The sequence below is a fragment of the Pseudomonas sp. DE0157 genome, assembly GCF_007678615.1.
Lineage (GTDB): Bacteria > Pseudomonadota > Gammaproteobacteria > Pseudomonadales > Pseudomonadaceae > Aquipseudomonas > Aquipseudomonas parafulva_B.
The window spans coordinates 219,294-232,494 of record NZ_VEJN01000002.1 but is presented as its reverse complement, the minus strand read 5'-3'; the positions used below and the strand labels follow the sequence as shown (position 1 = coordinate 232,494).

Below are 13,201 nucleotides of genomic sequence, written 5' to 3'. Positions count from 1 at the left end.
GCCGGTTCTCGTCATGCTGGATGGGTATCACAGCCCTTCGAGCATCGCCTTGTTGCGCACGGCACCTTTGTCGGCACTGGTCGCCAACAGGGCGTAGGCCTTCAAGGCTGTCGTCACCTTGCGCGGGCGTACCTCAGCCGGTTTCCAGCCCTTCTTGTCCTGCTCGGCGCGGCGCTCGGCCAGCTCGTCATCGCTCACCAGCAGGTTGATCGAGCGGTTGGGGATATCGATCAGGACTTTGTCGCCGTCACGCACCAGGCCGATGGCGCCGCCTGCTGCGGCTTCCGGCGAGGCATGACCGATGGACAGGCCCGAGGTGCCTCCCGAGAAGCGGCCGTCGGTGAGCAGGGCGCACGCCTTGCCCAGGCCTTTGGACTTGAGGTACGACGTGGGATACAGCATTTCCTGCATGCCCGGGCCACCTTTCGGGCCTTCGTAGCGGATGATCACGATGTCGCCGGCCTTCACTTCGTCGGCGAGGATGCCACGCACGGCGCTGTCCTGGCTTTCGAAGATCTTGGCCGTGCCTTCGAACACATGGATCGATTCGTCGACACCGGCGGTTTTCACCACGCAGCCGTCCAGGGCGATGTTGCCGTACAGCACGGCCAAACCACCCTCTTGTGAATACGCGTGCTCGAAGCTGCGGATGCAGCCGTTCTCGCGGTCGTTATCCAGGGTTTCCCAACGCGTCGACTGGCTGAACGCGGTCTGGGTCGGGATGCCAGCTGGGCCAGCCTTGAAGAAGGTGTGCACTGCCTCGTCGTCGGTCTGGGTGATGTCCCACTTGGCGATGGCTTCTTCCATGCTGCGGCTATGCACGGTGGGCAGGTCGGTGTGCAGCAGGCCGCCACGGGCCAGCGAGCCCAGGATGCTGAAGATACCGCCGGCGCGGTGCACGTCCTCCATGTGGTACTTCTGGATGTTGGGCGCCACCTTGCACAGCTGCGGCACCTTGCGCGACAGACGATCGATGTCGCGCAGGTCGAATGCCACTTCGCCTTCCTGCGCCGCAGCCAGCAGGTGCAGGATGGTGTTGGTCGACCCCCCCATGGCGATGTCCAGCATCATGGCGTTCTCGAACGCCTTGAAGTTGGCGATGCTGCGCGGCAGGACCGATGCGTCGTTCTCGCCGTAGTAACGTTTGCACAGCTCGACGATGGTGCGGCCGGCCGTCAGGAACAACTGCTCGCGGTCCGAGTGGGTGGCCAGGGTGGAACCGTTGCCCGGCAGGGCCAGGCCCAACGCCTCGGTCAGGCAGTTCATCGAGTTGGCGGTGAACATGCCAGAGCACGAGCCGCAGGTAGGGCAGGCGCTGCGCTCGTATTCGGCGACCTTTTCATCGGAGGCCGTGCTGTCGGCGGCGATGACCATGGCGTCGACCAGGTCCAGGCCATGGCTTGCCAGCTTGGTCTTGCCGGCTTCCATAGGGCCGCCGGAGACGAAGATCACCGGAATGTTCAGGCGCAAGGCAGCCATCAGCATGCCGGGGGTGATCTTGTCGCAGTTGGAGATGCAGACGATGGCATCGGCACAGTGCGCGTTGACCATGTACTCCACCGCGTCGGCGATGATTTCACGGCTGGGCAGCGAGTACAGCATGCCGTCGTGACCCATGGCGATGCCGTCATCGACCGCGATGGTGTTGAATTCCTTGGCCACGCCACCGGCGCGCTCGATCTCGCGAGCGACCAGCTGGCCCAGGTCCTTGAGGTGCACATGGCCCGGCACGAACTGGGTGAAGGAGTTGGCAATGGCGATGATCGGCTTCTTGAAGTCTTCGTCCTTCATGCCGGTGGCACGCCACAGGGCGCGTGCACCTGCCATGTTGCGGCCGTGGGTGGAAGTCTTGGAACGGTAATCAGGCATGAAACACTCCTGGCGGCTTAATCAGGTCACAGAAAGGGGAGTGAGCTTCTCTTGTCCTCTGTACCGCAGGCCGGTTGCCACTGGCACGGATGGGGCCGAAGACCGCGCGGGATCGCCGCGTGCTTGGCCAGAGCTCATAAACCCGCCGGGGGATGACTGGCGATGAATAGCCCGATTCTACACCGCTGGCGCCGGGAAGGCATGACGATGTGTCCGGGCGGCGGTTTTGGGCGGAAACCCGAAGTTGTAGGAACCGTCTGAAACGATCCGTGTGAGGCTGACCTGCGCCTGACTTGCCATTATCATTCGGCCGCCGCATGTGCGGCTTGACGAGATAACCCTCAATGGACCTTCCCAGTTACCGGTTCGTCACGAACTGCAACCTGGCACTGAGCGCGCCGCCGCCAGGGCTGCCGAGGGCTTGAGTCTGCGAGGCTGAAGCCTGCAGGCGCCTGGTCGGCGCCTGGAGAACTTCATGCAAAACCCTATCGATAAAACCATCGCTGCTGGTGCCGTCGACGCTGCGCTCGATGCGCAACGGCGGCAAACCACCGAAAGCTTCCACAAAGGCGCCTCCATCACCACTACCATCGGTGACCTGCGGCACGCGACCCTCGGATTGCTGTACCGCAAGCGGGTGCTGTGGCTGGTGCTGCTGGTGTTCGGCAACCTGTTCTCAGGGGCAGGCATCGCGGCCTTCGAAGAAACCATTGCCGCGCATATCGCCCTGGTGTTCTTTCTGCCACTGCTGGTCGACAGCGGCGGCAATGCAGGCTCCCAGTCGGCAACCCTCATGGTCAGGGGCCTGGCCACAGGCGAAGTCACGCTGAGCGACTGGGGGCGAATGCTAGGGCGCGAATTTGGCGTCGCGCTGCTGCTGGGCTGCACCATGGCGGTAGCCGTGGCATCGCTTGGGCTGTTGCGTGGCGGCCCGCAGATCGCCTTGATCGTGGCCAGCAGCATGGTGGTGATCGTGCTGGTCGGCAGCCTGATCGGCATGAGCCTGCCGTTTCTGCTGAGCCGGCTCAAGCTGGACCCCGCCACGGCCAGCGGGCCATTGATAACGTCCATTGCCGACGCAGCAGGCGTGTTGGTGTACTTCGGTATCGCGACCCAGGTGCTTGAACTCTGAAACGATCGGGGGCCACCCAGGCCCCCGTCATGGCTCAGCTGTTGGGCAGTAACCGGCAGGTGATGCTCTTGATGTAGCGGGTTTCGCCAATCGCCGGGTGCACCGGATGGTCAGGGCCCTGACCACCGCGCTCGAGCAGCTGCATGTTGCGGTCCAGGTGACGGGCACTGGTCAGCAGGATGTTGTGCAGATCGTCTTCGGGCAGGTGCATCGAGCAAGAAGCACTGACCAGAATGCCGTCCTTGTTCAGCATGCGCATGGCCTGCTCGTTGAGCCTGCGGTAAGCCGCCTCGCCGTTCTTCAGGTCTTTCTTGCGCTTGATGAAGGCGGGCGGGTCGGCAATGATCACGTCGAAGCGCTCCTCGGCTGCCTTGAGTTCGCGCAAGGCTTCGAAGACGTCGCCCTCGACGCAGGTCAGCTTCTCACCAATACCGTTGAGCGCGGCGTTGCGCTCAACGCCATCCAGGGCAAAGCCCGATGCATCGACGCAGAACACTTCGCTGGCGCCGAAGGCACCCGCCTGCACACCCCAACCGCCGATGTAGCTGAACAGGTCGAGTACGCGCTTGCCCTGAACATAGGGGGCCAGGCGTGCACGGTTCATGCGGTGGTCATAGAACCAGCCGGTTTTCTGGCCTTCACGGACCGGGGCTTCGAAACGAACACCGTTTTCTTCCAGCGGAACCCAATCCGGGACTTCACCGTAAACGGTTTCGACATAGCGCTGCAGGCCTTCGGCATCACGGGCTGCCGAATCGTTCTTGAACAGGATGCCGCTTGGCTTGAGCACCTGGACCAGCGCCGCGATCACCTCATCCTTGTGCGCTTCCATGGTTGCCGATGCCAGTTGCACCACCAGGATGTCGAAGAAGCGATCGACGACCAGCCCCGGCAGCCAATCGGAATCGCCATAGACGAGGCGATAGCATGGCTTGTCGAACAGGCGCTCGCGCAGTGACAAGGCCACGTTCAGGCGGTGCACCAGCAGTGACTTGTCCAGTGGCAGCTTGACGTCGCGTGACAGCAAGCGGGCGCAGATCAGGTTATTGGGGCTCAGGGCAACGATGCCCAGTGGCTTGCCGTTGGCGGCTTCGAGCACGGCTTGCTGGCCGGCCTGCAAGCCTTGCAGCGGGGTGGTGGCAACGTCTACCTCGTTGCTGTAGACCCACAGATGGCCTGCGCGCAGGCGGCGGTCGGCATTGGCTTTGAGGCGAAGGCTGGGCAGGGACATGACGTCGCTCCGGAAAAAAGAGCGGGAGTATAACCCCTACCCAACCTTAATGCTGAGCGCCAGCTGTCAGGACGACAGGGCCTGGATCAGTGCCTTGTTGAAGGCAGGGATGTCATCGGGCTGCCGGCTGCTGATCAGGTTCCCGTCAACCACTACTTCTTCGTCGACCCACTCGGCGCCAGCGTTGCGCAGGTCATCCTGCAGGGTCTTGAAGCTGGTCATGCGCTTGCCCTGGGTCAAGCCGCTCGAAATCAGCAACCAGCCGCCGTGGCAGATCACGGCAATCGGTTTGCCGGCCGCGTCATGGCTTTTGACGATTTTCTGCGCGCCTTCAACCAGGCGGATGGTGTCCGAGTTCTGTACGCCGCCTGGCAGGACCACGGCATCGTAGAGTTCGCTGGCGCTGTCGAAGGTGCCGTCGACCTTGAATTCGTCCGCGGGCTCGTCGTGGTTCCAGCCGCGCACCGTGCCTTGCTTCTCGCTCAGCACGTGCACCTGGGCGCCCGCCTGCTGCAGGGCGTCACGCGGGCCTGTCAATTCCACCTGCTCGAAGCCATCAGTCACCAGGATAGCCACGCGCTTGCCGTTCAGTTCAGTACCCATGGGCCTTGCTCCTTTACTTGATGAATATGAGAAACAGGCCCACCCGCGCTCATGAAAGTTCAAGTTCACTGATCCAGCGGTTAGTTCTGTGGGGTGCATCGCGGTAGAATCGGCAGTCCCATACGAGTGTGCACGCATGTCCCAAGAACTCACCGCCGAACAGATCCAGCAAGCCTTGCAAGGCATCACCATTCCGCCGCAGCCGCAGATCATGGTCGATTTGCAGTTCGAGCAGTACATGCCTGACCCGGACCTGGAAACCATCGCCAAACTGATCGCTCAGGACCCCGGGTTGTCGGGGGCCTTGCTCAAGCTGGTCAACTCGGCGCACTTTGGCCTGTCCAACAAGATTGGCTCGATCCAGCGTGCGGTGAATTTGCTGGGTAGTCGTTCGATCATCAACCTGATCAACGCGCAGTCGATCAAGGGTGAAATGAGCGATGAAACCATCGTCACCCTTAACCGGTTCTGGGATACCGCGCAGGATGTGGCAATGACCTGTCTGACGCTGGCCAAGCGCACGGGTATCCAGCCCGCCGACGAAGCCTATACCCTCGGGCTGTTCCACGATTGCGGCGTTCCGCTGATGCTCAAGCGCTTCCCCACGTACATGGATGTGCTCGAAGAGGCCTATGCAAAAACCAACGAGCAGACCCGCGTGGTGGACACCGAGAACCGCGCCTTCAACACCAATCATGCCGTCGTCGGCTATTTCACGGCCAAGTCCTGGCGCCTGCCCGAACACCTGACCGGCGCCATCGCCAACCACCACAACGCGCTGGCAGTGTTTCGCGATGACAGCGCCCGCAACAACCAAAGCCAGATGAAAAACCTGTTGGCGGTGCTCAAGATGGCCGAGCACATCTGTGCCTCCTACCGGGTATTGGGCAACCAGACGGTGGATCAGGAATGGAACGTAGTGGGGCCGCTGGTGCTCGATTACATAGGCTTGTCGGAATACGACTTCGATAACCTCAAACAGAACATCCGAGAACTAGGTGGGCACTGATACATGCCTGAGTTACCCGAGGTAGAGACCACCCGGCGCGGCATTGCACCGCATGTCGAAGGTCAGCGCGTCAGCCGCGTGGTCGTGCGTGACCGCCGCTTGCGCTGGCCGATCCCGGAGGACCTGGACGTGCGGCTCTCCGGGCAACGCATCGTCACGGTCGAACGCCGGGCCAAGTACCTGCTGATCAATGCCGAAGTAGGGACCCTGATCAGCCACTTGGGCATGTCGGGCAATCTACGGCTGGTGGAGGCGGGCTTGCCGGCTGGCAAGCACGAGCACGTGGACATCGAGCTCGAATCCGGTCTGATGCTGCGCTACACCGACCCGCGCCGCTTTGGCGCCATGCTCTGGAGCCAGGACCCGCTCAATCATGCGTTGCTGCTGCGACTTGGCCCCGAGCCACTGACCGACCTGTTTGACGGTGAGCGACTGTTCCAGCTGTCCCGCGGTCGGTCGATGGCGGTCAAGCCCTTCATCATGGACAACGCCGTGGTCGTTGGCGTAGGCAACATCTATGCGACCGAAGCGCTGTTCGCTGCCGGCATCGATCCGCGCCGCGCGGCCGGTGGCATTTCGCGGGCGCGTTACCTGAAGCTGGCCATCGAGATCAAGCGCGTGCTGGCGGCGGCCATCGAGCTGGGCGGCACCACGCTGCGCGATTTCATCGGCGGTGACGGCCAGCCAGGGTATTTCCAGCAGACACTGTTCGCCTACGGGCGCGGCGGCTTGCCCTGCAAGGTATGTAGCACCGAACTACGGGATGTGAAGCTGGGTCAACGCGCCAGCGTGTTCTGCCCGCGCTGCCAGCGCTGAGGCCTTGCGCGCTTCGGGATGATCGCCACGGAGGAGCAAGGCGCGGGCATGCCGATGGCCGGCAGCGTCAGGCCTTGCCGGTGATCTTCAGGTACTTGGCCATCAGCTGCTCTTGGCTTTCCGGGTGCGCCTCATCCAGCGGGATGCAGTCGACCGGGCAGACCTGTTGGCACTGCGGCTCGTCGTAATGACCCACGCACTGGGTGCACAGGTTGGGGTCGATCACGTAGATCTCTTCGCCTTGGGAGATGGCCTCGTTGGGGCACTCGGGTTCGCAGACGTCGCAGTTGATGCAATCGTCGGTGATGATCAGGGACATGGGGGCTCCGGCCGGGGCTCAACGCCCGGGCATGTTCAACGCAATGGGCACAATTGTGCCGCATTCGCGCCTGCAGTGCACGCAGGCGCGACGATCTGGAACAGCGGCTTTATTTCTTGAAGCGCTCAGTCAGCGCATCGGCCACGGCCGGGTGCACAAATTTGCTGATATCGCCCCCCAGTGCGGCGATTTCGCGAACCAGGGTCGACGAGATGAACGAGTACCGCTCTGACGGCGTAAGAAACAGGCTCTCGACGTCGGGGGCCAGTTGACGGTTCATGTTCGCCAGCTGGAACTCGTATTCGAAGTCCGACACTGCACGCAAACCACGAAGGAACACATTGGCACCTTGCTCCTTGGCGAAATGCGCCAGCAGCGAGGAAAAGCCGATGACTTCGACATTGGGCAGGTGCCTGGTGACCTCACGGGCCAGCTCCACGCGTTGTTCCAGCGGGAACAAAGGGTTTTTCTTGGGGCTGGCGGCCACTGCAATGATCACGGTGTCGAACAGCCGCGAGGCGCGCTCGACCAGATCGCCATGGCCTTTGGTAATGGGGTCGAAAGTACCCGGGTACAACACTCGGTTCATCGCGTCATCCTGGCTGGAGTGCGTTGGGGAGTCGGATGGTAGCGCAGCGACTGCGCCCGGCCAAGTCATGCGGCCGGCCAAGGCACTATACTTTGGGCCAGCCGATGGTGCGAGGCCGCAGCGCTTGGGTACCGTGCAACACCTCGGCAATACCTCGTACCATGGCGGTTTTCACTGCTCCGTATACAGGAAGCTGGACATGGCCCGGCCCATCAAGACCCGCGAGAGAATCGTCCAGAGCAGCCTCGAGCTGTTCAATCAGTCGGGCGAGCGCAGCGTCAGCACCAACCATATCGCGGCGCATCTGGGCATCTCACCCGGCAATCTGTATTACCACTTCCCCAACAAGCAGGCGATTATTGCGGTTTTGTTCGGCCATTACGAAGCGCACGTAGACAGCTTTCTGCGCCCGCCGCAGGGGCGCCCGCTGGCGGTGCAGGACAAGCGGTTCTACCTGCAGGCACTGCTGGCTGCGATGTGGAACTACCGTTTTCTGCACCGCGATCTGGAGCATCTGCTGGGCAGCGATGCTGAGCTGGCAGCCCGTTATCGACGCTTCTCCGCACGCTGCATGCGTCAGGGCAAGGCCATTTACCGCGGTTTCGTCGAGGCGGGTATCCTGGCGATGAACCCCGCGCAGCAGGAGTCGCTGACCATCAACGCCTGGATCGTGCTCACCTCATGGGTGCGCTTTCTCAGCACGACCCGGGAGCATGCAGCGCACCTGGGTGAAGAAGCGTTCAAGCGGGGCGTGTATCAAGTGCTGGCCCTTGAGCTGGGGTTCGTCACCGAGCCTGCGCGCAATGCGGTGCAAGCCTTGTGCCGCGAGTTTCACGTACCGTTCATTCAGGCGCTTGAGCACTAGCGCCAGGGCCTGGGATTACATCGATCAGGAGATTGTCATGTCACTTGCGCAGTTGATCACCCCGCAGCAGTTGGCTGAGCGGCTGGATTCACCAAACCTTGTCATTCTCGACTGTCGCTTCGCCCTTGAGGATGTGGATTACGGTCAGCGCAGTTACGCCCTGGGTCATATCGAAGGGGCGCACTTTGCCGACCTTGAACGAGACTTCAGCGGCTCGGTCAGCAAGGGAGTGACAGGGCGTCACCCGCTGCCCGATCCAGAAAAGCTGGTAGCCCGCCTGCGCGAATGGGGCGTGGATAACGAGAGCGAAGTGGTGCTGTACGACGACGGTACCGGCGCCTATGCCGCGCGAGGTTGGTGGCTGCTGGCCTGGCTGGGCAAACGCAGTGGCGTTGCCCTCCTGGACGGCGGCCTGACCGCCTGGCACGCCGCGCACCTGCCATTGAGCCTGGACCCCCCGGCCCGGCGCGAAGGCAACTTCAGCGGCCAGCCCGATGATGCGATGTTGATCGATGCCGATGGCCTGGATCAGCGCCTGGACAGCGCAGACCTGACCCTGCTGGATGCGCGCGCATTGCCACGTTTTCGTGGCGACATGGAACCCATCGACCCAGTGGCAGGGCATATCCCTGGAGCACGCTGCGCCGCTTTCACCGAAAACCTTGGCAGCGATGGCCGTTTTCTGCCGCCCGAGCAACTCAGACAACGTTTCGAGCAGCAACTGCAGGGGCGTGCGCCTGAGCAACTGGTTGCGTACTGTGGTTCGGGGGTAACGGCGTGTCATAACCTGTTCGCGTTGGCGTTGGCAGGCTACCCGCTCGGCAAACTGTATGCAGGCTCATGGAGTGAATGGATCACCCGCCCTGAGCATGCAGTGGCAACGGGCGATCAGTAAGCCGTCCTCTGCATACCTTCGCGCAACCACTGCGGAATCCGGCGCTCCAGGTAATAGCCCGGTTTTCGCAGGCTGCCGTCGACGAACCCGACGTGGCCGCCATGGGCGTGCAACTCCAGCTCGGTCCCCGGGGCCAGCTCGTTTGCCGTTGGTAAGCTCAGGGGCGAGACGAAGGGGTCGTCGCTGGCCTGGATGATCAGGGTCCGGGTACGGTTCTGACCCAGGTAGAAGCCACTTGAAGCGCGGCGATAATAGTCGTGCACATCCTGAAAACCATTCAGCGGTGCAGTGACCTTGGCGTCGAAATCCCAGAACGTGCGCAAGCCGCGCAGTGGCCCGAGCTGCTCCAGCTTCGCCAGACGTTCTGGGTGGCCTTGGTCTTTGAACAAGCGCTGCTTGATCTGCACGTAGGCGAGCATTTCGCGCATGAAATGTGCCTGGTACACCTTCGAAAACCCTAGGCCGATACGATCGGCACACTGGTCCAGGCGAAAAGGCACGGAGACGGCAACTGCTGCCTGCAACTGGCTGTCGTCACCCTGTTCGCCCAGGTATTTAAGCAGGACATTGCCTCCCAGGGAGTAGCCGACCGCGGACAGGGGGGCCAGGGGCCTTTTGGCGCGCAAGTGGCTGATGATTTCAGCCAGATCCTCGCTGGCGCCAGAGTGGTAGCTGCGCGGCAGCAGGTTCGGCTCCCCAGAACAGCCCCGCCAGTTCGCTGCAACGCTGGCCCAGCCCAGTGCGTGCAGCGCCTGTTGCAGGCCTTTGACATAGGGTGAGCCCGATGACCCCGTCAACCCATGAAGCACTAGCACCAGCGGCGCATGGGGCTGGTGCGGGCCATGCCAGTCGAGGTCGATGAAATCCCCGTCCGCCAGCCAGATGCGTTCGCGGTCGCGTTGCAGCACTGGGATTTTGCGCCAGAGGGGACCCCACAATGTTTGCAGGTGGGGGTTGGAAAGGCCTTTGGCAGGATGAAACAGGGCGCTGGAGCTTGGCATGCTGGGTAACTCGTGATGTGCCCGGCTAGAGTGCCATGAAACAGCGCCTGTATCAGCTCTCACTGACTCGCCTGTGCTCCTGCTCGCCTATCGCTGTGCTGGCTCCGGCGTAGGCAAGGGGGACTGCTCGGCGTCGGGGCCGAGGGTGACGAATACCTGAGGTGCGTTGCGCCACCACACCTGCGCTACTTCACGAAGGTGGGCAGGGGTCAATGAAGCAAGCCTGTCCAGATGGGTGGTCAGGTAATCGGCGGGCAGGCCCTGATGACTGTGCGTGGCCAATGTCGCTGCCAGCTTTGCGCTGTCGGCCAGTTCCCGGTGCAGCCGAGCAGCGATCTGGTTAACGGCCATGTCGCACTCCACCTGAGTTGGTCCAAGTTCATGGAGGCAATCCAGCATGCCTGCGACAAGGGCATGTGAAGCTTCCCGGTATTGCGGGGCGACGTCCCAGTGTACGTGCAACAGTGCTCCCGCATCCAAGTGCCTCAGTTTGGTAGTGACCGTGTAGGTCAGCCCTCGCACATGGCGCAGTTCCTGAGGCAAGCGCGCCTCGTAGTTGCCGCCAAGAATCTCGGTCAGCAACTCCAGTGCAGCATAGACCGGGGCGTTGGGTAGCACGGGGATGGCCAGGGTCAGCATTGCCTGAGTTGCACTGCCAGGGTGCGCAATATGGCGTGACAGAGGCGACTGCTCACCTAACATGGACGGTGGTTGCGATGCCCACTGCTGCGGCAAATCACGTATCAGGTCATTGACCAGCTGTTCCGCCTCGTCTCGGCTCAGGTCGCCAACCAGTCCTATAGCGAGGTTACTGGCCGAGTAAGCCTTTGCATGAAAGGCCCGCACCTGATCAGTGGTCAAGGGGCCGATGATTGCTGCATCGGCGTGCGAAGCGTACGGATGGCCGCTGAATACATGACCGGTGGTCGTATTGATCAGGCGTGCCAGCGGATTGAGGTTTTGCCGGCCTTGGTAGAGCGCTATTCGATCACGTATCTTCGCCACGTCCTCTGCGCGAAACGCTGGGCGGGCCAGCATCTGCGCCAGCGTTTGCGAAACAGCTCGCAGCAAGCCGGGTGTGCTTAGGCACCTTAGCGTGATCGTGGCTTTGTCTTCGCTCAACGAGCGTCCCACGATGGCGCCCCTTGCAGCCATGTGCTCGGCAAACTGCGCCGCACTGAGGGTTTCGGTACCCTGATCAAGGCTGTAGAGCGTCAGCGCAGCCAGCCCTGGGTGATCGCCATCAAGAGCGCTACCTGCCCGGAATCGCAGCACCAGATCAATCATGGGCCGATCGTGCGCAGCTATGAAACTGACCTTCGTACCTTGCGCCGTCTCCCATCGCTCAGCCGTGGCCAGGAGGGCAGGAGGCTGGTCGAGCTCGACCGTTTGGGTCGAGGTCAGCCTTGCCATCGCTTGACGCGCAGCATCGATGGCAGGCCCCTGGCACAGCACAGGTGCTGCTTGGCGTATCTGATCGTCGGTCATGCTTGCGCTCCTGGTAAAAGAGAGGTGGTGGTCAGCCGCTCACGGCCCAGATAAGTGCGCGCTACCTGCTGCACCTGAGCGCTATCGATGATCGAGATCAGGCGCGCATGTTCGTCGATCAGGGTTGCTGGCTGCCCTGTCGCGGCCATGGCGCCGATTTGTGAGGCTTGGGCAATTGGGCTGTCGAGAGAGAAAAGCTGGCGGGCGAGCAATCGCAGTTTTATCCGCTGCAACTGCTCGTCGGACAAGGCTTCGGTATGCAGGCGTGCTATCTGCTTGTAGATAGCATCAGCAGCTTGTTCGAGGGTCGCATTCAGCGTGTTCACATAGGCTGAGAAGGTGATTACGGTGTCGCCACGTACGAGGAGGTCGTAGGTTGCGGCAACGCCTGTCAGCAGACCCCGGCCCCTGACAAGTTCGGCATACAACCAAGCGCTGGAGCCCTCGGCCAGTACTTCACAGATCAGTTCGAGGGTCTTGCTCGTGAGTGCATTGATGGCTGTGGCACAGCTGGGGACGTTGAAGGACATCAACAGACCATGGCTAAGCCCCGGCAAGCTGACGGTCTGGCTGCGTTCAGCCAATGGCGCGTCTGAGCGAGGAAAAGGCGAGTCTGTCAGCTGGCCGCGCTCCACGTGCGCAAAGTACCTTTCGACCTGCTGTTTCAACGTTTCCAGTTCTACGTTGCCCACCACGACGAGCGTGGCGTTGTTAGGCCGGTAATGGGTGATGTACCACTGCCGCAGCGTTGGAAGGTCGATGTTCTGTAGATCCACCGGCGAGCCGAAGCTTGGGGTGGCATAAGGGCTGCTGCCGTGTGCCAAAGCCAAGTGACGGTCGTAGGCTTGCTGGACGGGCTGGGCGTCTACCTTCAGGCGTCGTTCGTCAGCGATTGCCTTGGCGCCTCGTGCCAACTCGGGCAACCCGAATGTGGCTGTGGTCATGGCATCTGCCAACAGTTCGAGCGCAACGGGCAGGCGCGATGCAGGCAGCAGCATGTCGAAAGAGGTGGCGTCGAGGTGAGTACTGGCATTGGCCTGTCCCGCAAGGCGGGCAACGACTTTGGCGTACTGCCCAGGCTCCAGCTTGCGGCTGCCTTCGAATATGACGTGTTCGAGCAAGTGCGAGAGGTTGGTCTGCCCTGCCGGCTCATGGCGGGTACCGACGTTGTACCAGAGCTGGACGGCGGCGAGGGCATTTCGGCTCTGCTGCCTTAGGTAGACGGACAGACCGTTTTCAAGCGTGAAATGCTGGAGAGGGGAGGGGCTGGCGCTTGTAAGAGAGGCAAGCGCCGCCGAGACATCATCGGCCAGTGAAGGCGCAGAGAGTGATACGGTCATGCTGAGGTGCTCGGGTGGCTAGAGACCCGAGCAGCATCAGTCAA

General features: G+C 62.0%; 13 protein-coding genes. 5 read left to right on the top strand and 8 right to left on the bottom strand.

What is annotated here, in order from left to right; all coding sequences use genetic code 11:
• Positions 1 to 27 precede the first annotated feature (27 nt).
• Positions 28 to 1,869, bottom strand: a complete 1,842-nt coding sequence (gene ilvD / locus FS777_RS03785; RefSeq protein ID WP_058638145.1) for a dihydroxy-acid dehydratase — start codon at positions 1,867 to 1,869, stop codon at positions 28 to 30.
• Positions 1,870 to 2,344: 475 nt separating this feature from the next.
• Between ilvD and FS777_RS03780 the strand changes: the two genes are divergently transcribed.
• Positions 2,345 to 3,001 (top strand): magnesium transporter, encoded by a 657-nt coding sequence (locus FS777_RS03780; protein WP_081321296.1) that lies wholly within the window; start codon positions 2,345 to 2,347, stop codon positions 2,999 to 3,001.
• Between the two features lie 34 nt (positions 3,002 to 3,035).
• On the opposite strand, the gene FS777_RS03775 is transcribed toward FS777_RS03780, so the two are convergent.
• Together FS777_RS03775 and FS777_RS03770 are read right to left on the bottom strand one after the other, a co-directional pair.
• Positions 3,036 to 4,232, bottom strand: coding sequence for a class I SAM-dependent rRNA methyltransferase (locus FS777_RS03775; protein ID WP_058638144.1), 1,197 nt, complete (start codon positions 4,230 to 4,232; stop codon positions 3,036 to 3,038).
• 66 nt (positions 4,233 to 4,298) lie between these two features.
• Positions 4,299 to 4,835, bottom strand: a complete 537-nt coding sequence (locus tag FS777_RS03770; protein ID WP_058638143.1) for a type 1 glutamine amidotransferase domain-containing protein — start codon at positions 4,833 to 4,835, stop codon at positions 4,299 to 4,301.
• A 190-nt stretch (positions 4,836 to 5,025) separates the two neighbouring features.
• On the opposite strand from FS777_RS03770, the gene FS777_RS03765 reads away from it, so the two are divergent.
• The gene (locus FS777_RS03765; RefSeq protein WP_178091246.1) at positions 5,026 to 5,844 is read left to right on the top strand and encodes an HDOD domain-containing protein; all 819 of its coding nucleotides are present in this window, start codon (positions 5,026 to 5,028) and stop codon (positions 5,842 to 5,844) included.
• A 3-nt stretch (positions 5,845 to 5,847) separates the two neighbouring features.
• Positions 5,848 to 6,660, top strand: coding sequence for a bifunctional DNA-formamidopyrimidine glycosylase/DNA-(apurinic or apyrimidinic site) lyase (mutM, locus tag FS777_RS03760; RefSeq protein ID WP_058602884.1), 813 nt, complete (start codon positions 5,848 to 5,850; stop codon positions 6,658 to 6,660).
• A gap of 67 nt (positions 6,661 to 6,727) precedes the next feature.
• On the opposite strand, the gene FS777_RS03755 is transcribed toward mutM, so the two are convergent.
• Positions 6,728 to 6,979: a YfhL family 4Fe-4S dicluster ferredoxin gene (locus FS777_RS03755; protein WP_058602885.1), complete on the bottom strand. Its 252-nt coding sequence runs from the start codon at positions 6,977 to 6,979 to the stop codon at positions 6,728 to 6,730.
• Between the two features lie 109 nt (positions 6,980 to 7,088).
• Positions 7,089 to 7,568: a pantetheine-phosphate adenylyltransferase gene (gene coaD / locus FS777_RS03750; protein ID WP_023532462.1), complete on the bottom strand. Its 480-nt coding sequence runs from the start codon at positions 7,566 to 7,568 to the stop codon at positions 7,089 to 7,091.
• A gap of 199 nt (positions 7,569 to 7,767) precedes the next feature.
• Between coaD and FS777_RS03745 the strand changes: the two genes are divergently transcribed.
• Both FS777_RS03745 and FS777_RS03740 read left to right on the top strand, forming a co-directional pair.
• A complete protein-coding gene (locus FS777_RS03745; protein ID WP_058638142.1) occupies positions 7,768 to 8,433 on the top strand; it encodes a TetR/AcrR family transcriptional regulator in 666 nt (221 codons plus the stop codon).
• 37 nt (positions 8,434 to 8,470) lie between these two features.
• The gene (locus tag FS777_RS03740) at positions 8,471 to 9,328 is read left to right on the top strand and encodes a sulfurtransferase (protein WP_058638141.1); all 858 of its coding nucleotides are present in this window, start codon (positions 8,471 to 8,473) and stop codon (positions 9,326 to 9,328) included.
• On the opposite strand, the gene FS777_RS03735 is transcribed toward FS777_RS03740, so the two are convergent.
• From FS777_RS03735 to FS777_RS03725, 3 genes are all read right to left on the bottom strand, one after another.
• Positions 9,322 to 10,329 (bottom strand): hydrolase, encoded by a 1,008-nt coding sequence (locus FS777_RS03735; protein WP_058638140.1) that lies wholly within the window; start codon positions 10,327 to 10,329, stop codon positions 9,322 to 9,324. The genes FS777_RS03740 and FS777_RS03735 overlap by 7 nt on opposite strands.
• 87 nt (positions 10,330 to 10,416) lie before the next feature.
• Positions 10,417 to 11,817, bottom strand: a complete 1,401-nt coding sequence (locus FS777_RS03730) for a pitrilysin family protein (RefSeq protein WP_058638139.1) — start codon at positions 11,815 to 11,817, stop codon at positions 10,417 to 10,419.
• Positions 11,814 to 13,157, bottom strand: coding sequence for a pitrilysin family protein (locus FS777_RS03725; RefSeq protein ID WP_058638138.1), 1,344 nt, complete (start codon positions 13,155 to 13,157; stop codon positions 11,814 to 11,816). Before FS777_RS03725 ends, FS777_RS03730 begins: the two co-directional genes overlap by 4 nt.
• Positions 13,158 to 13,201 lie beyond the last annotated feature (44 nt).